Below are 23,406 nucleotides of genomic sequence, written 5' to 3' on the forward strand. Positions count from 1 at the left end.
CGAGAAGTTCAGGGGCAATCTGAAGCGTCATCGCATCGGCTTTGATCATCCCTCGGTCCAAGAGCGTTGGGTGAGTTTCTGCAAAGCCGCAGCGCCAGTAAGATGAAAGTAGGTGCTGTCACGCGCCCGGACCAGATCACGCATGGCCTTATGCGCTGCATCCGGCTCCCATACCGCTGTCAATTCACCGGCACGGTGCAGCATGGCCAGCATCACCGCATCACGGCGGTCCGTCTTGAGCCGGTCGTCGGCCTTCATCGGAATGAGCCAGGGCGCCACCCCGATGCAAGCGTGCCCCAGCTTAACAAGCTGGCAATACAGGCCAGAACCGCCCTGGCCAGCTTCATAGCAGAAATGCAACCGGCCTCCACGAGCGGCCAGTTTCTCCACCAGCTTCCGAACATGATCCGGCCGGTGCGGAACCTTGCTTCATTGGCGAACCTCGCCGCCACGTTCCCCGGGCGCAACCGAAACCGATATCTACGACTTACGGAGATCCAACCCAATGAACCTAATCTTGCATTTGATCTCTCCCCCATTCCTGAGGGTGGGCAGCGCTCACCTGGCGCAACCCTCGAATGCAGAATGCCGCGGGCGAGACCACCGAGCCAGTCAGCTCAGGATGCGATCATGCAGTCTAATCGGCGCGCGCGAACATAAGCTACGATGAAGGCGCCTTACTGCCTGCCTGCGCCCCTTCTTTTGCCGGACTCGCGCTCGTCGGGGATTATCGGGGTTTCATTGACGCAGAGCACAAAGCTACCCACAGACTCTTTCCAGCCTACCGGCCTGTTTCATCGGGGCTTCCAAGTTGCGCTAGCTTGGACCCGGAATCACCTCTAAGATATATTCTTATTCGTTATCAGAATGTTACGATCTAATCTGGGCCAGCTGGTTGAATCCAGCCACAATACAACTTCTGATCTGGGCGAAGGTCCGCCAAGGAGGGTAGAAAGAAAGTCCTTGTTTTTGCTAAGAAAACAGAGCATGTTCTATATTTTCATCCATGTGCGTCGTTTTGTGGTATGTTGCAGAAAACATGGCACATGACTGGTGCCCAGTGACACCGAATCACTGCCCCTATTTTCAACATCCTGCCCGATCAGACACAGTTGTTAGCACCCGGCCCCACAGGGATCACTCCAGTGAAGAAGTGGCCCAGAGTATAGGTTTCGGCCTCAGTATTGCTGAAAAAACAAGCATAAATACGCGCATGCTTGAAATCCCCAACTGACCGCAGCTTGTTCTGTTGGTTTGATTCGTGCGATACGGACTCATGTTATTGAAAGGGTCATCGAGTATACACGTGGTTTCCATATTCTCTCGCCCGGTTCCGTGGCGCCCTCTGCATGATAAGCCTTATGGTCTTGACAATGCCTGCACTATTTCTTCGCCTCCCTATTTCCAAATTTCGTCGCGGTCAGGCGCGCTGGCGTAACCAGTTGCGCCATATGAGGGCCGTTTCGCCCACCCAGAGCCTCAGCCGCCGTGCCAAGCGCCTCGTGCTGCTCGGGGCCGATGCGTTTCTGATCCTGGCCTGCCTGCCGCTGGCCGTGATTTTGCATGGGGCACCGCTGGCCCTGCTGAACCAGCCCGCGCTTTGGACGGCAGTGGTCGCGATTGTGCCGCTGGTGCTCTATACGTTCCAGCTTCGCGGACTCTATCGTGTGGTGCTGCGCTATATCACCGGCGCGGCCATGCCTGCCATCATGACCGGCGCCGGATTGGGGGCTATCGGCTTTCTGGGCATGGCGCATCTTCTGGGCCTGCCGGTCCCGCCGGGGCTGATCGCGACTCATGCGGTTTTGCTGCTTCTGACCGTGTCGGGGCTGCGCTTCGGGCTGCGCACGCTGATGCGCAAACCCGCATTGCGTGAAGCGCGCCCGATCATTATCTACGGCGCCGGGCGGGCAGGCCAGCAACTTGTTGCCGCACTTTTCCTCAGCCCTGAGTACCGTCCCGTCGCCTTTGTCGATGATGACACACGCATGCACGGGACCACTATCAATGGTGTGCGCGTCTATCCCCCGGCCGAATTGCGCAGGCTCTGCGAATATTGGCATATCCGCGAGGTATTGATGGCAATGCCCAGCCTGAACCGCCAGCGTCGCCGACGCATCATTTCGCGGCTTGAAACATTGGGGGTCGAGGTCAAGACCATTCCGGCTATGGGCGATCTGGTCGCGGGCAAGGCGCGGGTGACTGATCTGCGCCCGGTCATGCCCGAGGACATGCTGGGGCGCGACCCTGTACCCCCGCGCGCCGATCTGATGGCACGCCATATCAAGGATAAGGTCGTGCTGGTTACCGGCGCGGGAGGCACGATCGGCGCGGAACTGTGCCGCCAGATACTCACGCAGAATCCGCGCCGGCTGATCATGCTCGATGTCTGTGAATTTGCGCTTTATTCCATCGCGACCGAATTACGCGACCAGTTGGGCGAGGAAAACGAGGATATCGTCAGAGCGGTGCTGGGCTCGGTGCAGAACCAGTCCCGGATGCGGATTGTGTTGCAACAATTCGCTGTGCAGACCGTCTATCATGCTGCCGCCTACAAGCATGTGAATATGGTCGAGGAGAATTTGATTGAAGGGTTGCGCAACAATGTGTTCGGCACGAAGGTCATGGTTCAGGCCGCCGCCGATTGCGGGGTAGAAAATTTCACACTGGTCTCGACTGACAAGACCGTGCGGCCGACCAGTGTCATGGGGGCCAGCAAGCGGCTTGCGGAACTGATCTGCCAAGCCGAGGCGCAGCGCGGCGGCAGCTGCACCTTCTCGATGGTGCGTTTCGGCAATGTGCTGGGCTCATCCGGTTCGGTCATACCGCGTTTTCACGACCAGATCGCGCGCGGCGGTCCCGTAACTGTCACACATTCGGAAGTGACACGCTATTTCATGACCATTCCCGAAGCCGCGCAACTGGTGATTCAGGCGGGAGCGATGGCGCGCGGCGGAGATGTCTTCGTACTCGATATGGGCAAGCCCGTGCGCATCCTCGATCTGGCGAAATCCATGATCCGGCTGCATGGTTTGGTGCCCTATATTCTGGACGAGAAGCGTTCTCCCGAGATGGAGGCGGGCGATATTCCGATTCAGTTCATCGGCTTGAAGCCCGGTGAGAAGCTCCATGAAGAATTGTTGATAGCGGGTAATCCTCGGGGAACGAAACATCCTCGTATCATGGCCGCTTCGGAGCTTGCACTTTCTCCAGAAGCGCTGGACGCGTTGCTGGAGCAGATATGGTTGGCTTGCAAGAGTTTTGATCTGCCCAGTTTGCAGGCAATGCTGCGCGCGGCGCCTTTGGACTATCGCGCCCCTGCCCATGAAATCCGCGATGTGCTGTGGCCGGAGGTCGAAATACAGCGACCGGTTGCGCAGTTGCGTGTGGTTGCAGGCAGGGCAGGCACTGCGAGTTGAGCACATGCTGCATGACGAATGCCCATGCGATACGTGCGGTATGACCCGCCGCGCCAGTGCGCCGTTGAACTGCTTGAACGGCGTATCAACCCTGCGCGCCTGTCCCACCACAGGATCCGTGGCCCGCATCCTGGGGGACAACACTGGGCAGTTTCTTTGGGGGCTCTATGACACATTGAATCCCTCGGGCGAGAGCGATCACGGCAGTGCTGCCTGTCCGATGAATGACGTGCCAGAGTTTAAGGCAGGAGGATTGACATAGATGAAGACTTTCCCGACAAAGTGCCTCTGGCGCTTTCTTGAAACTCGGCCCGATGTTATGGCACGCATAAGAAAAAACTCAACAAAGAGGCGAGGAACATGACGGCGCGATTTACTATCTTGGCTACTGAAGCTGACCTTGCCGGAATCGGCGGTTTTCCGGGACAGCGCAGCGTGGATTTTGTTGTCACGGATGGCAGCGGATTTATGTCAGCCGACATGCCTTCGGCCCTCAACCCGTTGGATGTTGCTGCGCGCTGCCTTGGCGCTGTGGTGGCACATGCGGACAGCCAAGGGCCAGTGGAGCAGGCGCTCAAGGTCCTTTCAGAGGCCAGTGGTCTTGATATGCTCCCGATCGCGGATGTGACGGACATGCCAACAGCTGAGGCGGGAGCGGCGCTGGCGCAATTCATTGCAGAACAGCTGAACGCGATTACCATACGCCAGGCCCGCCGCATTGTGGATCTGTCAAGCGCATTGAAATCTGTGCGCAGCGTGCATGAAGAGACCCTCAGCGCCTTCAAGAAAATCGAGGCCTTCGTGAGCGGCAACAATCTTTGCTCCAGAACTCAAAGCCTCACACTTGCTCCAACAGCCTCTGTTTCGCTGAAGCTGCGGGCGGGGCAGCAGGTCGTGCAGCGTTTGCCGGTATCGAGCGAGGGGTTGAGCGATATCGAGATCTATTGCGCGGCTTTGCCCAAGCGCTCCTCGGGGATATTGACTGCTGTCTTGCGCACGCTGGAAGACGATGTCGAACATGCCAGTTGGATTGTGTCTGCAGAAGAGATTTCGGGACCAACCCTGCGCTTCTGCCTGCCGGTCGCCTTGTCATCTGACATCCGCAGCCCGGTGCTGGAACTGGGCTGGGATGGGAGCACGGTGCTGCCGCTCGGCTATGCCATGGCGCATCCTGACGAGCGGTTTCAGGCGCAGCTGGACGGCATGCCTGCCGTCAACGTGCTGGCAATGCGTCTCTGGACTTATTTGCCAGGGAGCATGGCGCCATTGCCTGTGGATGGTATTCTGCCTGCGAGCACCAACGAGACAGATCTGCGTAAGTGCGTCTTGGACAGCGCCCTGCTTGCGACAGTCGTGAACATGACACCGGAAAGTGCGGCCTCTGAATATGTTGCCGATAGAGCCGCGATACAGGTACATCCCTTGCCGGAAGATATTTCGGCGATGTGCATCAGGCGCGGAATTCCAAAGGGTGCAGTGCAGGTTTCGGCCAATATTCATACTGCCTCGGATCAGGCGCAGAATATTGAATATGCCCTCGGTCTGCTGCCCTCCTCGGAGACCGCCAAACCCCTGACCTTTGATCAGACTCTGCCTGAACAGAGTTCGGACTGGGTCTTGCTCACTCCGGACAGCAAAGGGGAAGTGCATCTTTTCATGCAAGAACCGCTTGCAGATGTGCATGATCTTGTCTTGATGACACGTCTTGCCAAGCGGCCTGGTGACGCGGCCTACGGCTGGGCGCGATTTGACAATATCCGGATCCAGATCCTGGCACCCGAGGCCGATCACGATGCATGATCTTGCCGCCTCTCAGCCCAAGCTTGCCATTATCATTCCCATTTTCAAGCATTCAGGTTTGCTGGCAGAGGCAATTGAATCCGTTCTCAGGCAGCGGTTTTCAGACGGGATCCGGCTGATCCTTGTGAATGATGGCTGCCCCTTTGCCGAGACGCATGATGTGTGCCGCGACTATGCGCTCGCCTATCCGGAGATCATCACCTATCTGCGCAAAGCCAATGGTGGCTTGAGTGATGCGCGCAATTGCGGGATCCGGCATGTGCTGGAGTATATCCCGAGTGCCGAGGCGATCTATCTGCTGGACGCCGATAACCGTCTGCGCCCGGATGCAATGGCGCGGGCAAAATCCGCGCTGGATGCTGACCCCGCAGTGGATTGGATCTATCCCAATATTGATATGTTCGGTTTGAACTGGGCAGGGGATTATGGTGGCACCTACTCCCTGCTGATCCATTCAGCGATGAATATCTGCGAAGCCGGCAGTCTGATCCATCGTCGTGTGTTCGAGGCGGGCGTGTTCTTCGACACGAGTTTCAAGATGGGCTGGGAGGACTGGGATTTCTTTCTCGGCGCGGCAAGGCAGGAATTTCGGGGCAAGAATATCGAGAATTTCGGGTTTCTCTATCGGAAACGTCCTGAAAGCATGCTTGCCGATTCAGAGCGGGAGACAGGCGCTCTGCAGGGGGCGATGGAACAAAAACACAAGCCCTTGTTCAAGCCTAAATCACTATTGCAACTGGAACAGGCAGAAGCGCCGCGTTACGCGATCCATCTGACCGATGAGCAGAATGTGCTGCACTGCGTTGATCCCGTCGCGCCGGGCACCCGAAGACTGTCCTTCGCGGAGTTTGACAAGGAATTCTGGAGCAGCCTGATCGCACCGGGACGGTACCGCACCCCGCCAATCAATATTTTCATGACTCGTGCTGTTATGGACGGGCTGACCCGCGCCAAATTGCTTCATAATATTCTGTGGAAGCTGGAGACAATTTCAGACCGTAACCAGATTGCGGCTCTCACCGTGGAAGGAAACCGGACCGGGCGACTGGCGCTTTCCACCCAGACGGATGCCGGGCGCAGCGGAATGCATCGCCAGGCGCTCGCTGTGGCCCTGCCCAAGCAGTTATTTGCCAATGTCTTGCAGGATCAGCGCTCAGACTGGATCGATTCAATGGCCCAGACCATGGCCATGCCCCCCATCACGGCTCTCCAGCTGAGCTTGCCAGAGGGCACCATCCTATCGACAGCTTTGCGACAATCAAGTTCCACGATCTATGACTTGTTGTCAGGGGTTCACAGAATGCGCGCCTCGCCCTGGCGTACGCCTGCCCAAGTAAGATGGGGGCATCGTGCTGCCGGCATTACGCATCGTGGCCAGGAGCATATTCTTGTGCGCCAGCGCTTCCAGAATGCCCCGGTGTTTCCGCGGCTGGAAGACGGGCAGCGCCATATCGGCTTCCTGCTGCCGCTGGTCGAATTCGGGGGCGTGGAAAAGGTCGCGCTGCAAATGGCGCGCGGCTTGCGCGCGCATGGCTGGGTCCCGCATGCCTTTGTTCTGGAAACACAAAATATCGCCCTTACCGAAGACTGGCAGGACGTGTTCGCCTCGACCAATCTTCTGGCCGATTCAAGCTTCAGCACTTGGGGCGGGGGGGCGCAGGATTACCTTGGCACCAATGTGCCGCAATGGGCGGCAGGCGGGCAGCATGGGGCCGTCCTGGGCATGCTTCACTGGCTGGATGCTGTGGTCAACTTCCATGGAGGTGCCATCACCGGTGTCATGGGGCAATTACGGAGATTGGGTGTCAAGACGCTGGACTCGCTGCACCTGAGCGACATGACGCCGATGGGCCAGCCGGTCGGCAATACTTATCTGGGGCTGGCCTATGAACATGCCTTCGACTATTTCGTGCCCTGTTCGCATCAATTGGGAAACTGGCTGCAAGGCATGGGGGTACCGCATGACAAGATCGTGCCCGTCCAGAACGCGCCCGGTTTCGAGATTGCCCCTGAAATCACGGCTGAGGGGATCGCCGCCCGAAAGACGCGCGACTCGTCCGAACCCCTGCGCGTGCTCTATCTAGGACGGCTGGACCGGCAGAAGGGCCTTGACCGTCTGGCGCGTGTGATCGCACGCGCACAATCCGAGAGGCTGAACATCACATGGCGGCTTTTGGGCAAGGCCGTGATGGCCCATGACGCTCCCAGCCTGCCGCCAGAAATTGCCGCAGTGCTGGAACCACCCGTCGCGACCCCTGAAGACCTGGCCGAGGTCTATGCTTGGGCGGATGTGGTGGTGCTGCTTTCGCGCTATGAAGGGCTGCCGTTGACCGTGCTGGAGGCGATGCGCGCGGGCGCGGTGATGATCGCGACCGATGTGGGCGCAACCAGCGAGATGGTGCAGGACGGGGTGACCGGTGTGCTGCTGCCCGAGGCGCAGGCCGTGCCGGGCGCTGTGGCGGCATTGCGGCGCCTAAGCCGTGACCGGGCGGCATTGCGGCGCTTGTCCGAGGCCGGGATCGAGGTTATGCAAAGCCGGACATGGGCCGGGAATGTCGAGGAACTGGTGGCGCGGCTAAGTGGAAGCAGCCAAGAAAAATCGCTCTAAAGAGAAGTTAACAATGATAACGCTAGCCGAACATAAAATTTGCTATGCTCCCGCACCGAAAAATGCGTGTACATCTCTAAAGGAAATGTTTTTCTATATAGAGAACGGGTTTCATTTTAAGAATCTGAAGCGAAATGGCAAAAAATACCATATTCATAAATTCTACACAACTCCCAAGTTTGATTCTATATCAGAGGATGTGCGTAAGAGTTTTTGGAAAGTAGCGGTAGTAAGAGATCCTATTAAACGGGCGATCTCTGCTTACTCAAATCGCGTTGTGTTTCATAAAGAGCTGTCGGAAAGGTATTTAAATGCTTCGGACATCGCTCGTGGAGCAACGCCAAATCCAAGCTTAGAAGAGTTCCTAGAAAAATTCGCATTATATAGAAAGGTGTCAAAATCTGTGTTTCATCACACTTTGCCGCAAGTATATTTTCTAGGTAGCGACAAGAATTTTTATGATCGAACCTTCAAGGTGAATGAGTTGAACAATTTGCGCGTTGAGCTTGAAGTCAGGGTTGGGAAGAGCCTGATACTACCACATTCGCAGAGCGGTGGTCCCAAAATATCAGAAGGGGACATAAGCGCTCAAGCGCGAAAGAAGCTGCTTAAGTTTTATGAGGAGGATTACGACTCTTATGAGTTCTGAGCTTTAGTTATTCTATTTGGCCCAGATAGTAAGATCTTTGAGGCAGGAAGCAGATAACGCATTGATAATGCAGGGGAAAATATGAGCGCTTCTATCATGGTGTCACCATTTGCCGTGGCGGCAAAGTTAATTCAAGGTTACGTTCTTGAGAAAACCACATCAGATTTTTTCGGTAGAAAATTTCACCACGAATTTATAATGCCAACGGTATTTTCAGAGGATGGGGGGAGTGATCTGTTTGAGAGTGTTCGTGAGCTTCAATCGTCTCCCAAAATTGCCGCATGTATAGCGCATTTCTGTGATGGTTTGTCATGGGAGGACACTGGAATTATTGAATCTGGTATGCGATATATCGAGAAGTCAGGGAAGAAACTGGACGGTTATTCTACTTCGGAAGGTCTCGTCAGGCGGTATGAAAAAATTGATCGTCTTTATGACTATCTAGCGGGAGGAGGCGAGCTTTATTCCGATTCAGTTAACGATCCTATCGTTCATATTGGAATGAACGGAGAAATATTTTTCGCGGGCGGTGCACATCATAGAACGGCGCTGGCGTGGATTCTAGACATTCATCTCCCAGTTCGGCCTTTTTTGATTCACGTAAAAGGGAAATATAAGTTGGCGGAAATGCTGCATCACAATTCACCACTTCCGGAGCAGCTTAGAGATAGCGCTGGCAATTAACCTATTCACCAAATGGTCAGGCCTCCATCTAGGTGCCGCTTAATGTGAAATCCTATTGCATTAGAAAATAATTGTAGACTAATTTGTTACGGAAGCCTCTTTTGATTTTTGCTGTCATCGGTGAGAATTTTTACATTTGATTATGTTGTGGCTTTCGGAGGTTTATCCTAATTGCAGAAAAATATCAACTCAGAGCTAAAACTTAAAAACGGCACCGCTGCGGGTGCCGTTGAAAATCTTTGGAGGGTTAAGATACAGGAGCGACCTCTTCCAAGGCGGACTTGAGTTCTAAGCGCCGCGCTTTGAGCGCCTTTACCTCTTCTTTGAGCCGGTTCAGTTCTTCGTTTTTGACCTTAATGCGCGTGTTGACCTCGCGCAATTCTTTCTGTTGTGGATTTGATGCCATTTTATGGTCCTTTATTATACAGCTCGCGGCAGTGCCAGCTGAAAGTAAGCTATTGGAAAGTGATGAGTTTGTCAATCGCGGCGCAAGCCGCGGTCCGTACCGGGGCGCGCGCATTCTGTGGTCAACTGGCATATACTTGTGCATGGCTATGCTGAGAGTCTTCAGTTTCGGGCGGGTTAACCAACTAATTTCTAATGAAATTCTTGCTGATGCCCTTGCTGAAATTCAAGAACCGTCAACTGCACCACCTCCATGTTCCCAAGACCGGTGGTGACACGATAGACGCCTTGCTTCAGATGCTTGGATCTCTGCTGTTCCCTAGCGTGGGCGTCCCCACAGCGCTGCGCCGAACACCCCAGAATTTTCGCATGTCCGATTTCAATGCCCTTTTCGGAAAGGGCTATTTCGATCCTGCGGTGATGACGTGCGCAATCCCTATGACCGCATCGAAAGCGAATTCCGCATTCGCGCAGTCATCGCTGGCAAAAGTTTCTGGAAAACCTCGCGAACATTCACGCTCTGTCTGGAACAAAATCTTGCAGCCGCAGAAAAAAATCCCTTTCATTTGGACAATCACTTGCGACCGCATTGGGAGTTTCACGGCTCGGGCGTGACGGTGATGCCCTTTGAGCTTGGATCGTCAGAGATCACCGCCCGGATCGCGGCCCTGCTGGAGGTTGAGCCTCCGCGTGAGTTACCCAGTATGCATGAAACCGCCAGTTCGAGAATCGAGGTGGAGTGGGATCTCGCAGTTCGGTTGCGGGTACAGGACTTCCATCGCATGGATTTCGAGCTTTTTCAGTCCTCTCTGACGGCCCTAGGCACCGGAAATTCCAGTTGAGCCCACCTCAACACCTGCTATGACTGGCCCATGGACATTAAGCATTTCGACATCCCCGGCCCGATCCTTCTGACCCCCCGTCGCTTTGGCGATGCGCGCGGCTGGTTTTGCGAGACCTGGAACCGAAGCGCGCTGCATGCGGCCGGGCTGGACTGGCCTGACTTCGTGCAGGACAATCACAGCTTCTCAAGCCCCCGCCACACGCTGCGAGGCCTGCATTTCCAGCGCCCGCCGCGCGCCCAGGACAAGCTGGTGCGGTGTTCGCGGGGGCGTATCCTCGATGTGGCGGTCGATGCGCGCAAAGGCTCGCCCAGTTACGGCCAGCATGTCGCGGTCGAACTCTCGGCGGAAACCGGCGCACAGCTTTATGTGCCCAAGGGCTTCCTGCATGGCTTCCTGACGCTGACGGAAGACTGCGAAGTGCAGTATAAATGCACCGACACCTATGCGCCCGATTGCGATGGCGGGGTGGCCTGGGATTCCTGCGGCATCGACTGGGGGACGGAGGCGCCAGTGCTGTCTGACAAGGACGCAAAAGCACCGCATTTTTCTGATTTTGAAAGTCCGTTTCAGTTTGAAGGGTAAATGATGAAACTTCTGGTGACAGGGGGGGCGGGCTTTATCGGCTCTGCGGTGGTGCGGCTCGCGGTGGCGCGGGGGCATCATGTGGTCAATCTGGATGCGCTGACCTATGCGGCCTGTCTGGAGAATCTAGCCCCGGTGGCCCAAAGCCCGCTCTATGCCTTTGAACAGGCTGATATCCGCGACCGCGCCGCCCTGACCCGGATTTTCGCGACCCATCAGCCCGATGCAGTGATGCATCTGGCCGCCGAATCCCATGTCGACCGCTCGATTGACGGCCCCGGTGATTTCATCTCGACCAATGTCACCGGCACTTACGAGATGCTGGAAGCCGCCCGCGCCTATTGGGTGGCGCAAGGCCGCCCCGAAAGCTTCCGCTTCCATCATATCTCGACCGATGAGGTCTTCGGCTCGCTGGGCGCGACCGGCCAGTTCCTTGAGACCACCCCTTACGATCCGCGCTCGCCCTATTCGGCCAGCAAGGCGGCCTCTGACCATCTGGTGCAGGCCTGGTATCACACTTACGGCCTGCCCGTGGTGATGACCAATTGCTCGAACAATTACGGCCCCTATCACTTCCCCGAAAAGCTGATCCCTGTGGTGATCCTGAACGCGCTGGCAGGCAAGCCGCTGCCGATCTATGGCGACGGGTCCAATATCCGCGACTGGCTCTATGTCGAGGATCACGCCGATGCGCTGCTTCTGGTGGTGGAAAAGGGCGCGCTCGGGCGCAGCTATAATATCGGCGGCGAGAATGAGCGCAGCAATCTCGACCTGGTGCGCAGGCTTTGCGCGATACTGGATGAGTTGCGGCCCAAAGCCAGCGGGTCTTATGCCGATCAGATCACATTTGTCACCGACCGCCCCGGCCATGATGCGCGCTATGCGATTGACCCGACCCGCATCCGCGAAGAACTGGGCTGGCGGCCTTCGGTCACGGTGGAGGAAGGGCTGCGGCGCACTGTGGTCTGGTATCTCGAGAACGAGGACTGGTGGCGGCCGCTGCAGACGCGCAGGGGTGTGGGGCAGCGGCTGGGGGTAACCGTATGATCCTCGTTTTCGGGCGCAGCGGGCAGGTGGCGTGCGAACTGGCGCGACTGGCGCCCGAAGCCCTGTGTCTGCGTCGCGATCAGGCGGATCTCTGCGACCCGGATGGCTGCGCGCAGGCGATCCGTGCACATGCGCCGCGCGCAGTGATCAATGCCGCCGCCTATACAGCAGTGGACAAAGCCGAAAGCGAAGAGGCGCTGGCCACGGTGATCAATGGTGCAGCCCCGGCTGCCATGGCGCAGGAATGTGCGGCACTGGGTATTCCTCTGGTGCAGATCTCGACCGATTATGTCTTTGACGGCGCGGGCGATCAGCCCTTTCCCCCGGAGCATCCGACCGCCCCGCTGGGGGCCTATGGGCGCTCGAAACTCGCAGGAGAACAGGGCCTGCGCGCGGCGGGCGGGATCCATGCGATCCTGCGCACCTCCTGGGTGTTTTCCAGCCATGGCAGCAATTTCGTCAAGACCATGCTGCGGCTGGGGGCGGAGCGTGACGCCCTGCGCGTGGTGGCGAACCAGATCGGCGGACCGACATCCGCGCGCGCCATTGCCGCGACCTGTCTGAGCATGGCAGAGGCCTTGCGCCGTGCGCCGGAAAACTCCGGCACCTATCATCTTTCGGGCGCCCCGGCGGTCAGTTGGGCGGATTTCGCCCGCGCGATCATGGCCAAGGCAGGGCTGGGCTGCGTGATCGAGGATATCCCCGCAAGCGCCTATCCGACAGCCGCGCGCCGCCCGCTGAATTCGCGGCTCGATTGCACGACACTGGCGCGGTTCGGGCTGACGCAGCCGGATTGGCGCAGAGATCTGAACGACGTGATTGCAGAATTGAAGGGCGGGGTATGACTGAGCGCAAGGGTATCATTCTGGCAGGCGGATCGGGGACAAGGCTCTGGCCGATCACCTTGGGCGTCTCGAAACAGCTTCTGCCGGTCTATGACAAGCCGATGATCTATTATCCGCTCTCAGCGCTGATGCTGGCGGGGATCCGCGAGATCGCGATCATCACCACGCCCGAGGATCAGGCGCAGTTTCAGCGCCTGATGGGCGATGGCAGCCAATGGGGCTTGCAATTCACATGGATCATCCAGCCCAGTCCCGACGGTCTGGCGCAGGCCTATCTGCTGGCGGCGGATTTTCTGGCCGGCGCGCCGTCGCTGATGGTGCTGGGCGACAATATCTTCTTCGGCCATGGCCTGCCCGAGATGCTGTCGCGGGCCGATGCGAAACCTGCAGGCGGCACGGTATTCGGCTACCGCGTGGCCGACCCGGAACGCTATGGGGTGGTGGATTTCGACGCTCAGGGGCGGGTGCGCGCGATCATTGAAAAACCCGAAGTGCCACCCTCGAATTACGCCGTGACCGGGCTTTACTGTCTGGACGGCACGGCCTCTGCGAAGGCCGCGCAGGTCAGACCCTCGGCGCGGGGCGAGCTGGAAATCACCTCGCTGCTGGAGATGTATCTGGCCGAGGGGACGCTCTCGGTCGAGACCATGGGCCGCGGCTATGCCTGGCTGGACACGGGCACGCATGAAAGCCTGCTGGATGCAGGAAATTTCGTGCGCACGCTGGAGCAGCGGCAGGGCTTGCAGATCGGTGCGCCAGATGAGATAGCCTTTCAGAAAGGCTGGATCAGCGCCGCAGAACTCGCCGCGCGCGCGCAGCTTTTTGGCAAGAATGCCTATGGACATTACCTGTCCGGTCTATAGGGCATCCTCCAGATTTGTGTTGCAAACCGGAAAATCCACCGCCACTGGCCGGAGATCACATTGATAGGTTCGTTCTTTTCACGAGGTCCTCACACGCCGGTGCGATCTTCCTGGCGGGAGGCGGGGTTTGATGAGGCCGCGTTTCTTGAACATGGCTTTGGCTTGAAATCCGGTCAGGTTTCCCGGTCCGAAATCAAGGGCGGACAGGCCAGCATTTCTCTTATGCAGTTTTCGACAGAAGACGGGCCCTTCATGATCCGCAAGCGCATCGCGGGCCGCAAGCAAAGTGAAATCGCTTTCATGAAGGCGCTGCAGGATCCGCATGACATCACAAAGTGCGCCTTGCAGGTTCAGTGGACCCTGCCAAAGGTTTTTGACATTGCCGAGACAGAAACCCATACTGACATCTACATGGAATATGTGGATGGCGTGATCTATCCCTCAACGAAACTTGCCACTACATTGGTGCGCCCTCTGGCGAAGGCGATTTACGAACTGTCGCTTGTCCTGCCTGTGATCTGTCGCTCGGCAGAGATCGAACTGGAGCATCGGGGCATGCCGGGCGGCAGTTTTTTTTCCAAGATCGAGAATCTGGTTAACGGGAGCGATTCCAAGCTGAGGGATCTGGTGCGCCTGCAGCGCCAGTTGCCTGTCACCATATCGCATAATGATATTTTCTGGCCGAATATGGGCATGACCATGCAGGCGGAAGAACCGGTTTTCACGTTCATTGATTTTGGGATGCTGGGGCAGAATGTAATAGGGGCCGAGCTGCATCATTTTGCGCGTGTTGCCATCGGATCGCAAAGCAAGATGGAGTTTTTCAAACGTCTTTCCAGGCATTACGCGCGTCATGTCCGGATGGATCCGGCGGTTGTCGAGATGAATGCGCTGTTCTATGCGATGATGCGGCTCGTGGCCTTTGATATGGCGGCGAATGAAGAGCGGGTGGCGGGGCTCTGTGCGGGGGCGCTGAAGCATTATGATGCACTGACCGGGGGGTAGGCGCGGCCAGTGTCTGGCCGCGTGTCCGGGTTCAGGCGGGGGAGGCGATGTCTTTCAGCCAGCTGACCGGCGTCAATTCATTGCTTTCCAGAAATGCGACATAGCGCTTTGCCAGAGCGCGGCGATTTTCATCGAAGGCTTTGGCGTCGAATTTGAACAAGTCCGGCAACTGTTCGCGGGTGATGCCCTGCTGAACGTCCTTGGCCAGCACATAGGGCACCATCATCGTCTGGCACAGTTCCAATGTTCGCGAGTCATGCGCGACCACAACGCCCGGAATACCCGCCTGCAAGGCCAGCATGACACCGTGAATCCGCGCGCCGATGACGAAATCGAAGCGCCGGTAATGTTCCATCCAGGATTGCACATCGAAGAACAGATTGCCGTGGCGTTCGCTCCAGCGCGTGAATTCTTCCAGATCCATTTCGGGACAGGCATAGTCACGGCAGGCGCGCAGATCGGCTTCGTCCATCAGCCGCGCTTCGCCGCGGGTGAGACGGAACATGTTCAGCGCACTTTGTCCGACATATGATCCGCCGGTGGCGCTCACGATGCGCGTTAGGGATGCTTCCAGCTTTGAAAGATGGCGCCATCTCTCATGCCCTGCAGGAACCGCGACACGCTTAATTGGCCGGACATTCGCCGCGATCTTTTGGCCCAAATCTGGGTCTGGATTGGTGAACAAAGACGGACATCCTAGAACAACCGTCTGGCCCTCAAAACCGTAGTGATCGAGTATCTTCTGCGAGACGGGTCCACGGACGGATATATTGGGCGCTGGCGGATTTGGACGACGCGCTGCAATTTCCTTAATCCACCTGATGGTGCCTTCTGGAACTTCGGGAATCCTTCCGTCAATGTTACTCTGAGCGCCGAGTCCTATCATCACGAGCTTGCATTTGAGCTTAGCGAACTTCTCTGATAGGCCGTTATAATCCGAATGTGCCCCAAAATTATTTGCTGCTGGTATAACTCCAATGTCCCCAAAGCTATCAATTTCCTCAGCACTCATTTTCCATTTCGCAACAGATTCAAATGCTGTGAGTTGGTTGCCGATGGCGGAAAAAAAGGCTAAGTTACCACTATTCTTTCCAACCGACGAAAAATTATCTTGAGATTCACCTAGCCCAAAGCTTGATGGAAAAGAAGTACCGCTTACCAAAAAAACATCTTTCATGCTCGACTTTCCTTCATCGCACGCGATCAGTTTCTTTGTTACCATCTCTGGATGGGGCACTGTAAAGATGGCACTGCTTGAATCTGGTTCAAAGCAGTTTGTAAGTCTTTCGAAGTCCTTGCGCCTATTAAGAACTGATTCGTCTTTATTCCTTTTTATATAAAATCTAGTCCACTGCTGGAAGGTTGTGCGAATTCTAATTATGATGCTTTTGTGGTCCCCTACTAGGTCTCGTATTATGTTACGCTCTGAAATAAACGACAATGTAAATCCTTCAATTATCAAGTCTCCATTAATTCCTTCAAGGAGTTTCCTGTATGCTGATGGTTTCAGATCGTCGAGGTGGGCATGCCCAGCCCAGCTAGCCAGCCCAAAACTCTGGGGGTCATTCCAGCGACGGTAGTCAGTGAGTTGACCAGCATCTTCATTTATCTCCAGCTGATCGCGAATAATATGATATGCTGAGTCCGCATGAACTAACGGAAGGTTCATTTCTTGTGAAAGGTTTAGCGCGGAGGTTGTCTTGCCACTTGACGTTGGAGCAACGACGTAAATCACTCGCTTCATCAGCTTGCCCTGATTTTTTGCATCACACCAACTCCAGATGCGCCCGCGCGCAATCCGCATAGCTGATCGGTTTCGTGATCCCTGCGCGCAGGCGGTCCCACTCCTCGGTATAGCCCGACAGGCGCAGCAGCGTCTCGCCCCAGGCCTTGGCATTGCCCACCGGCACATGCACCCCGTCCAGGCCATGCGTGATCTTCTCGGCCATCCCGCCGATATCAGAGCCCACAAGCGGGCGGCCAAGGCTAAAGGCTTCCTGAATCACCATGGGCGAGTTCTCCCACCAGATGGAGGGAATGACAACCCAGTCCACCGCCGCCATGCGCCCGGCCATCTGGAAGGGCTCATAGGGGCCGATCCATTGCAGGCAGCCCTCTTTCTCAAGCGGCCCGCGCAGCGCCATGATCATGTCGCGAAACTCGGGCGTCTGTTCTTCCAGATTGGCGCCGTGGATTTCCAGCACGATCTTGCGGCGCTCGGATTTCTTCAGGCTCGCCAGCCCCTGCAGCAGCAGGCTGACGCCCTTGAACGGATTGATCTGGCCGAAAAAGGCGAAACGGTTGCGCGTCTCGCCCTCGGCCAGCGGGCGGGGTGGCAAGATTTCGCCACTGGCCTGCCCGTTCTCGATCGTGACGATCCGCTCTGGCGCAATCCCCCAGTCGATATAGCGCTGGCGCAGGAAGTCCGAGGGGGCGACAAACTGATCCACCAGTCTGAAAAAGCTCTGATAGCGGTGTTTGCGCAGCCAGAAATCCTCGATACTGTGCTGCGGGAAACAGCGGTTGCAGTCATCCGGGCTTTCGCGAAAGCACAGCCGGTTTGTGCCGGGTTTGACCATCTGCCCCTGATTGAAGCAGATCGCGATATATTCATGCAGCGTCATCACGATCCTGATGCTGGGGTCGATCTGCTTGATCATATGGAGATATTCCAGCCCCATATGCACATAGTGATGCACATGCACGATTGTGGGCCGCAGATGGCGGATCAGCTCTGCCAGATTGTGGGTCGTTCCGCGCGGCGTGGCCATTTTCATCCGAAACCAGTCGCCAACACCTTGCTCCCAGAGGAATTCATTCTCGCGGCGGGGAAAGAAAGCGCCTGTCGGCCCGCGCCCGCGATCATGGCGGGCCAGAAAGAAGGCCGCTTCAACATCCGGATGGGCGCTATAGGCTTTGTAGAGATTATAGGCGGCCAGTTCGCCCCCGCCCAGATGAAAATCAGGGTGACCGTGACTGGTGACCAGAATGCGGTGTCCGGGATTACGCATCGGTGGCATCCTGTTGAGGGGCTTGGGCAGGTTCGGATATCATCGGGTCTTGCTCCAGATAGTCTTTCCAGAGCGCCTGATGGCGCACAGCATTGCAGATGGTCATGCGGATACGGAAAGCATCGCCGCCAATGCCGGTAAAGGACTGCCGTTCCAGATGGGTCAGGGTCGCCGCAGGTTGACACATGATCCGGTATCCGGCCGCGCGGATCGCAAAACAGAAATGGCTGTCTTCAAAATCGCCCAGCAGATAGCCGGTATCCCAGCCTTTGATCTGCGCGAAAACTGCGCTGCGGATCAGCAGGCAGGCCCCTGTCGCGGCGGGGACGTCAAAGGCAGGGCTGGCCGGATCGCGCGCAGGCATGCCTGCGCCGGGATGCTGGTTGCTCCAGATGCGAAACTCTGGCAGATACTCGAAATCCATGCCGATATGCTGGATCCCCCCACCGGGAAAGAGCAATTGCGCGCCAACTGCGCCGACAGTTTCATCCTCCAATACGGCCAGCATTTTTTCCAGCCAACCCGGACCCTGCGGGATCACATCGCTGTTAAGAAACAGCAAGGCCTTGCCGCTGGCATATTGCGCGCCCAGATTATTGGCGCCGCTGAAGCCTCGATTCTGCAACCCCGAGACCACCTTGAAAGGAAAGTCATAAAGCTGGAACAGCTTGTTCGCTTCAGCAAGAGTTGCGCTCTGGATATTGGGGTCATCAATCACATAGATCAGTTCGACCCGCTCGCGGAAATAAGGGTCGCGGATGAATTCCAGGATCTGATGTTCCATGAAATCGAAGCGCTTGTAGAGCGGGACAATGACAGACACCTCGGGCGCGCCCGGCAGGGTGCCGAATATGCGCGTCTCAGGCGTAATAGCATCCAGCTCGGTGCAATGGCGCGCAATGATCGGGGCCAGAACAGGCCAGTCCACCAGAGCCGCGCGGGCGCAATAGTGCTCTGCCTCGGTTTCAATGGCGAAGAGATTTTCCGCAGCGCCGCGTGGATTGGCGGGCAGCATTTCCGCCCCGCCCCGCTCGGACAAGGTGACAATGCCAGCTTCGGTCGCCGCGCGCAGCTTGATAAAGGGGTTATGCGTGATCTCGGGCAGCACGGCGATGAAGGCAGAGTCCATATCGCACCATGAGAGCGACCTGAACGCCTCGGAAATATCCTGCCGTTTTCTACGAAAGGCAGATTTGAGCGGATGGATGTTCTGCATTTCGTCTTCCAGCCAGACAATTGCCTCCTCCGGATGCAGCGCCCATCCAAACACCACGCCGTTTCCCGCCGGGCTGACAAAGACACCTTCGACAAACCCATGAAAGCCGGAAGGCACCTTGCTTGCTTCCGGCAGGTCGGAGAGGGCCTCCCACCAGTCGGCACTGCCCATGGGCAAGCGTTGCAAGGCTGCCACGCGACCTTCCAGAAGCTTCGGAACCAAAGCGCGCTGTGCATCGCTCAGGCCGGTTTTTTCAGCAAGAGGGCCTGAGCGGAACAGGGCAGCACGCGGGAGATGTACAGCCAGCTCCAACGCTGCTGCCCTGGATGCCTCCTCGGCGATCAGGCAAAACCCGAACATATCGCCCGAGGGCAGGCTGAGTGCTTCGGCGACATCGCCCCGGGCATGTCTGGTCAGTGTGGAGACCAGCCTCTGAGAGCCTGCCAGGAGATCCATTGTCATGACTGGGCTGGTGCACCAGCCAAGGATGATGATCTGTCCGTCGAGACGGGTGAGCACATCGACAAACAGCCTGAATTCGCGCGCAGACGAGTCTTTCACGATCACAGGCTGGCGTTGAACCGCAGCTTTCGTACCAATCTCGCGAATAGCTGGAGCACTGTTTTCCGCTTGTGTACCAGCCAGCTGTGGCTGACCCGCAAAAATTTCTTTCAGCTTCAATTTACTCTCCTGATCTGCAAGCAAATAATTGCGATACTTAAGGGTATCGGGGTTATACACGGAATACAACTTGCAACCCAGTCCGCCAACTGTTGCCTCACTCCAACAGCTCTTGATGCCGCTTGATGGCATCCTCCACATCCTCGAAGACTTCGATTTGCCCATCATTGAGCACCAGCCCTGCATCACAGAAGGCGCGGATATCGGTCATGGAATGGCTAACCATCACGGCACTGGCCTGTGCCATGCGCGCGGCAAAGACCTCTTTGCTCTTGCGCTTGAAACGCGCGTCGCCGGTGGCTGTGGCCTCGTCGATCAGATAGGTGTCGAACTTGATCCCCATGGACACCCCGAAGGCCAGCCGGGATTTCATTCCTGAGGAATAGGTGCGCACCGGCATATGGAAATGCGGGCCGATCTCGGCGAAATCCTCGACGAAATCGCACAGCTCCTCCGTGTCCACACCATAGACCCGCGCCAGAAAGCGGGTATTCTGTGCCCCGGTCATGTCCTTGTGGAAACTGCCTGAATAGCCGACGGTAAAAGAGATACTTCCATCGCTGATGATCTCGCCGGTATCGGGGCGCATGGTGCCCGATACCATGTTCAGCAAAGTGGACTTGCCCGCGCCGTTGCGTCCCAGAAGGGCCAGCGAGCGTCCGCTGGGCAGGATCAGGTTCAGTTCGTGAATTACGGGGCGATATTCCCCGCGGACCCAGAACCCTTTGGTGATGTCGCGAAACTCGATCACGCCCCCTCCGAAGCGGCCCTAGCCGCGATCACGCAGACTGTAAAAGACCAGCGCCAGGATCGCCCAGAACATGAGCGAGAAGAAGAAGCTCAGACTGATCAAAAGTGTCGTCTGCGGGTATTGTGACCGCTGTGCCAGGGTCGGCTGAATGAAATTGGCCAGAAACAGGTTTTGCCGGGAGGCATTCGAGCGGGCTGCATCCATCGCGGTCAATGCCGCCTGATAGGTCGATTCAGCAAAGACCTGATCGACCTGCAGGCTTTCGAACTGGGCGATCAGGCGCGGATAATCCGTATCGTCAATGGTCACATCCAGCTGCGTGAAGCTTTGCCGCTCATCGCGGATGCGGGTGCGGATTGCCTCGATGCGCCGCGTAAGCTGACGCAGGCGGGGATCATTGGCATCGGTGGTCTGTGACAGCAGATCATGCTCGACCAGCGCTTCGGCAAGTTGCTGCTGTAAATTGCTTAATACCCCCATCCGAGCCTGAACATCGGCTTGCGGATCGACGATCTGGGTGCGCGCCCGGAATTCCGCGAGCGCTTCGCGCGCCGCGCGCAGCCGCTCAAGCGCGGCCTCCAGATCGGCCTGAGCATGGCGCATTGCATCCATGCGGGCCGTGCTGTTGAGACGGTTGATCATCTCCTCGCTCTTGCGCACGATCAGGCGGGCAATGACCTGCGCTGTCTCCGGGTCATGCGCACGGACCTGCACCAGCATCAGGCCCGAGGCCTTGTCAAAGGTAACACGTACCATACGACCCCAGAACCACACGACATCCTCGATGGAGGCATCGGGCCAGAGCGAAAAAATTGGATCATAGGGCCAGTTCGCGCTGTAATGCCCGACCAGATCGAACTCTTCCGAAATACGCTGGACGATTTCCTGGCTCTGGACGAATTCGAAGAGCAAATCTGCGTGGCTTTGCGCGCCGGCCCCCAGGATCGAACTCAGGCCACCCATCAACTCGCTGGCTGTGCTGGTTTCCTCTTGCCGGATGGTGAAGCCGACTTTTGAAGCATACTGATCCTTGGCGAAGACTGTCAGATAGACCGTTGTCAGAAGAACAGGCAGCCCCACGATAATGAGAATGCTCAAGAGCAATCCCCGATGTCGGGTCTGGCGGCGCGCAGGCCGGGCAGTCGGGCGGATCGGAGTCACAGATCCGGAGGCCTTGTCACGCGTACGGGACTTCTTCTCGGGCTTTTCCGTTCCGGACTCCACAGTATCAGCCATGGACTGTTATACCTCTGTTCATCTCGCTATACAGCTGTGGAGCCCGCTTGAAGTTTCAATTAACAAGAGAAGCGGGGAAACCCAAGCGCTGATTTGATCACAATGGCCCGAGCGGAAGGATGACTGCATGTCACGGGATGGTTCCAGCACGCGTGGGGTGCCCTCCCCGGCACAGTCCAGTCTGCGCGCAATCGCGGCGCTGGTCTTACGTGAAATGTCAACGCGCTATGGGCGCACTCCTGGCGGCTATCTCTGGGCCATTCTGGAACCGCTCGGCATGATCATCATCCTGAGCTTTGCCTGGTCGCTGCTGGCCAGAACGCCCACATTGGGAACAAGCTTTCTGTTGTTCAAAGCAACCGGCTACCTGGTATTGCAGACCTTCACAGTGCTGGGCGGACAGGTCGGGCATGCGCTGACCTTCTCCAAGCCTTTGCTGCGCTATCCGCGCGTGGCCTGGATTGATGCCATTGCCGCCCGCTTTATGCTCAACGCATTGGTGGTCTATGTGGTGACGTTCCTGATATTAAGCGGTATCCTGATCCTGGAGAATATCGACACGCTGCTAAGCTGGAGACCGATCTTTCTGGCAATGGGACTGGCCGCATTTCTGGGGCTTGGGATTGGTTGTCTGAACGCGTTTCTTTTCATGCGATTTCCGGTCTGGCAGCAAATCTGGGGAATTCTGACACGTCCGCTCTTTCTGATTTCGGGGGTGATCATCCTTTATGAAGACATGCCTCCCATGGCGCAGGCCGTCCTGTGGTACAATCCGATCCTGCATCTGACGGGTCTGATGCGCGACGGGTTCTACCCGATGTATCGACCTGACTATATCTCGTTGGTTTTCGTGCTGACTTGCGCGCTCGTTCCGATGGGGATCGGCCTTTTGCTTCTGCGCCGCTACCATCGCGAGCTGCTTTACCGCTGAGGCCGCTGGTCCGCGCAATCCCGTACGCTGTCTTCGGCGAAACTGAAGAGTTGCAGATTAAGCTCTGCGCAGATTTTCAGTTCACCGGAGGCGCTCTATGTCCCAGAGCACAGCACGCCACGCTCTGCCCTATATCCACCCCGCGCAGGCGCAAACAGATGTCACCCATAATGACGCGCTGGAGCAACTAGACCTGCTGGTCCAGCTGAGTGTCGAATCCTTTGACTCCAGCACCCCGCCTGCTTTGTGCGAGTACGGTCAGATATGGGCCCTTGGGCGTGTGCCTTCGGGCGACTGGGCTGGCCAGAGCGGCCACCTCGCTGCCTGGTTCAATGGCGGCTGGCTGTTATTGATCCCGCGCAGGGGTTGGCGCGCGGCGCGCGGCAGTGAATTGCGGGTCTGGCCGAACGGCGACTGGCGCGTACCGGATCTGCCGGAACTGCAAAATCTTGACGGGCTGGGCATTCAGACCTGCTTTGACGCGACCAATCGTCTGGCCGTGGCGTCAAAGCCCACGCTGCTGACCCATGACGGCGCGGCCCATCTGCTCAAGATCGACAAAAATGCCGCGAGTGATACGGTCATCCTTGGCCGCTGGTTCTGAGGAGAAAGCAATGGATCTCATACTCAAACCAGAACAGGGCCTGCCCGGACAGCCGGAAAATCTCCCTCCATGGCGCGGACGATGTGATCACCGTCGACGGCACGGCCTATGACCTGTCGATCATCCCCGTAGGCGGGGAAGGCTGGCCCGAGGATGAGCCCCCTTCATCGCGCCATTCACTCGGACAGGCGGCGTGCTGCATGTGCCCGCCATCGCCCGGCTTG

At 57.2% G+C, this 23,406-nt stretch carries 19 protein-coding genes and 1 pseudogene; 13 read left to right on the plus strand and 7 right to left on the minus strand.

Annotated features, from left to right (window positions below; all coding sequences use genetic code 11):
• Positions 1–120: 120 nt before the first annotated feature.
• Positions 121–480: pseudogene (locus BG457_RS06400) on the minus strand (IS110 family transposase); the annotation flags it as partial.
• 971 nt (positions 481–1,451) lie between these two features.
• On the opposite strand from BG457_RS06400, the gene BG457_RS06405 reads away from it, so the two are divergent.
• The 5 genes from BG457_RS06405 to BG457_RS19875 all read left to right on the plus strand — a co-directional run bounded on the left by BG457_RS06405 (position 1,452) and on the right by BG457_RS19875 (position 9,160).
• Positions 1,452–3,419: a polysaccharide biosynthesis protein gene (locus BG457_RS06405; protein WP_071796208.1), complete on the plus strand. Its 1,968-nt coding sequence runs from the start codon at positions 1,452–1,454 to the stop codon at positions 3,417–3,419.
• Between the two features lie 360 nt (positions 3,420–3,779).
• The gene (locus tag BG457_RS06410; RefSeq protein ID WP_139257581.1) at positions 3,780–5,219 is read left to right on the plus strand and encodes a DUF6212 domain-containing protein; all 1,440 of its coding nucleotides are present in this window, start codon (positions 3,780–3,782) and stop codon (positions 5,217–5,219) included.
• The gene (locus BG457_RS06415) at positions 5,212–7,827 is read left to right on the plus strand and encodes a glycosyltransferase (protein ID WP_071796210.1); all 2,616 of its coding nucleotides are present in this window, start codon (positions 5,212–5,214) and stop codon (positions 7,825–7,827) included. Before BG457_RS06410 ends, BG457_RS06415 begins: the two co-directional genes overlap by 8 nt.
• The gene (locus tag BG457_RS06420; RefSeq protein WP_139257582.1) at positions 7,799–8,476 is read left to right on the plus strand and encodes a sulfotransferase family 2 domain-containing protein; all 678 of its coding nucleotides are present in this window, start codon (positions 7,799–7,801) and stop codon (positions 8,474–8,476) included. Before BG457_RS06415 ends, BG457_RS06420 begins: the two co-directional genes overlap by 29 nt.
• A gap of 81 nt (positions 8,477–8,557) precedes the next feature.
• Positions 8,558–9,160, plus strand: a complete 603-nt coding sequence (locus BG457_RS19875) for a hypothetical protein (RefSeq protein ID WP_139257583.1) — start codon at positions 8,558–8,560, stop codon at positions 9,158–9,160.
• A gap of 247 nt (positions 9,161–9,407) precedes the next feature.
• Here BG457_RS19875 and BG457_RS20155 read toward each other — a convergent pair whose 3' ends face one another.
• The gene (locus BG457_RS20155) at positions 9,408–9,566 is read right to left on the minus strand and encodes a hypothetical protein (RefSeq protein ID WP_175546746.1); all 159 of its coding nucleotides are present in this window, start codon (positions 9,564–9,566) and stop codon (positions 9,408–9,410) included.
• Between the two features lie 424 nt (positions 9,567–9,990).
• Here BG457_RS20155 and BG457_RS19880 point away from each other — a divergent pair, with 424 nt between their 5' ends.
• The 6 genes from BG457_RS19880 to BG457_RS06455 are packed head-to-tail and all read left to right on the plus strand — an operon-like array spanning position 9,991 to position 14,752.
• The gene (locus BG457_RS19880) at positions 9,991–10,407 is read left to right on the plus strand and encodes a sulfotransferase family protein (protein WP_139257584.1); all 417 of its coding nucleotides are present in this window, start codon (positions 9,991–9,993) and stop codon (positions 10,405–10,407) included.
• 30 nt (positions 10,408–10,437) lie between these two features.
• On the plus strand, positions 10,438–10,992 hold the full coding sequence (gene rfbC / locus BG457_RS06435) for a dTDP-4-dehydrorhamnose 3,5-epimerase (protein ID WP_071796214.1): 555 nt from the start codon (positions 10,438–10,440) through the stop codon (positions 10,990–10,992).
• 3 nt (positions 10,993–10,995) lie between these two features.
• Positions 10,996–12,039 (plus strand): dTDP-glucose 4,6-dehydratase, encoded by a 1,044-nt coding sequence (gene rfbB, locus BG457_RS06440; protein WP_071796253.1) that lies wholly within the window; start codon positions 10,996–10,998, stop codon positions 12,037–12,039.
• Entirely contained in the window at positions 12,036–12,884 is an 849-nt protein-coding gene (gene rfbD / locus BG457_RS06445) for a dTDP-4-dehydrorhamnose reductase (RefSeq protein ID WP_071796215.1), read from the plus strand. The genes rfbB and rfbD overlap by 4 nt, the downstream gene beginning before the upstream one ends.
• Positions 12,881–13,747 (plus strand): glucose-1-phosphate thymidylyltransferase RfbA, encoded by an 867-nt coding sequence (rfbA, locus tag BG457_RS06450; protein ID WP_071796216.1) that lies wholly within the window; start codon positions 12,881–12,883, stop codon positions 13,745–13,747. Before rfbD ends, rfbA begins: the two co-directional genes overlap by 4 nt.
• Positions 13,748–13,807: 60 nt before the next feature.
• A complete protein-coding gene (locus BG457_RS06455) occupies positions 13,808–14,752 on the plus strand; it encodes a phosphotransferase (protein WP_175546747.1) in 945 nt (314 codons plus the stop codon).
• Positions 14,753–14,783: 31 nt separating this feature from the next.
• On the opposite strand, the gene BG457_RS19665 is transcribed toward BG457_RS06455, so the two are convergent.
• The 5 genes from BG457_RS19665 to BG457_RS06480 are packed head-to-tail and all read right to left on the minus strand — an operon-like array spanning position 14,784 to position 21,509.
• Positions 14,784–16,496, minus strand: a complete 1,713-nt coding sequence (locus tag BG457_RS19665) for a polysaccharide pyruvyl transferase family protein (RefSeq protein WP_175546748.1) — start codon at positions 16,494–16,496, stop codon at positions 14,784–14,786.
• A gap of 22 nt (positions 16,497–16,518) precedes the next feature.
• A complete protein-coding gene (locus tag BG457_RS06465; protein WP_071796219.1) occupies positions 16,519–17,763 on the minus strand; it encodes a glycosyltransferase family 4 protein in 1,245 nt (414 codons plus the stop codon).
• Positions 17,756–19,828: a glycosyltransferase family 2 protein gene (locus BG457_RS06470; RefSeq protein WP_175546749.1), complete on the minus strand. Its 2,073-nt coding sequence runs from the start codon at positions 19,826–19,828 to the stop codon at positions 17,756–17,758. The genes BG457_RS06465 and BG457_RS06470 overlap by 8 nt, the downstream gene beginning before the upstream one ends.
• Positions 19,758–20,411, minus strand: a complete 654-nt coding sequence (locus BG457_RS06475) for an ABC transporter ATP-binding protein (protein WP_071796221.1) — start codon at positions 20,409–20,411, stop codon at positions 19,758–19,760. The genes BG457_RS06470 and BG457_RS06475 overlap by 71 nt, the downstream gene beginning before the upstream one ends.
• Positions 20,412–20,429: 18 nt before the next feature.
• Positions 20,430–21,509: a KpsE/RkpR family capsule polysaccharide export protein gene (locus tag BG457_RS06480; RefSeq protein ID WP_084657511.1), complete on the minus strand. Its 1,080-nt coding sequence runs from the start codon at positions 21,507–21,509 to the stop codon at positions 20,430–20,432.
• 265 nt (positions 21,510–21,774) lie between these two features.
• Here BG457_RS06480 and BG457_RS06485 point away from each other — a divergent pair, with 265 nt between their 5' ends.
• Both BG457_RS06485 and BG457_RS06490 read left to right on the plus strand, forming a co-directional pair.
• Positions 21,775–22,578 carry an ABC transporter permease gene (locus BG457_RS06485; protein ID WP_071796222.1) on the plus strand — a complete coding sequence of 268 codons (804 nt, stop codon included), beginning with the start codon at positions 21,775–21,777 and terminating at the stop codon, positions 22,576–22,578.
• Positions 22,579–22,675: 97 nt separating this feature from the next.
• Entirely contained in the window at positions 22,676–23,182 is a 507-nt protein-coding gene (locus BG457_RS06490) for a DUF2793 domain-containing protein (protein ID WP_071796223.1), read from the plus strand.
• Positions 23,183–23,406: the final 224 nt, after the last annotated feature.

The sequence above is a fragment of the Natronohydrobacter thiooxidans genome (genome assembly GCF_001884735.1).
Classification (GTDB): Bacteria; Pseudomonadota; Alphaproteobacteria; order Rhodobacterales; family Rhodobacteraceae; genus Roseinatronobacter; species Roseinatronobacter thiooxidans_A.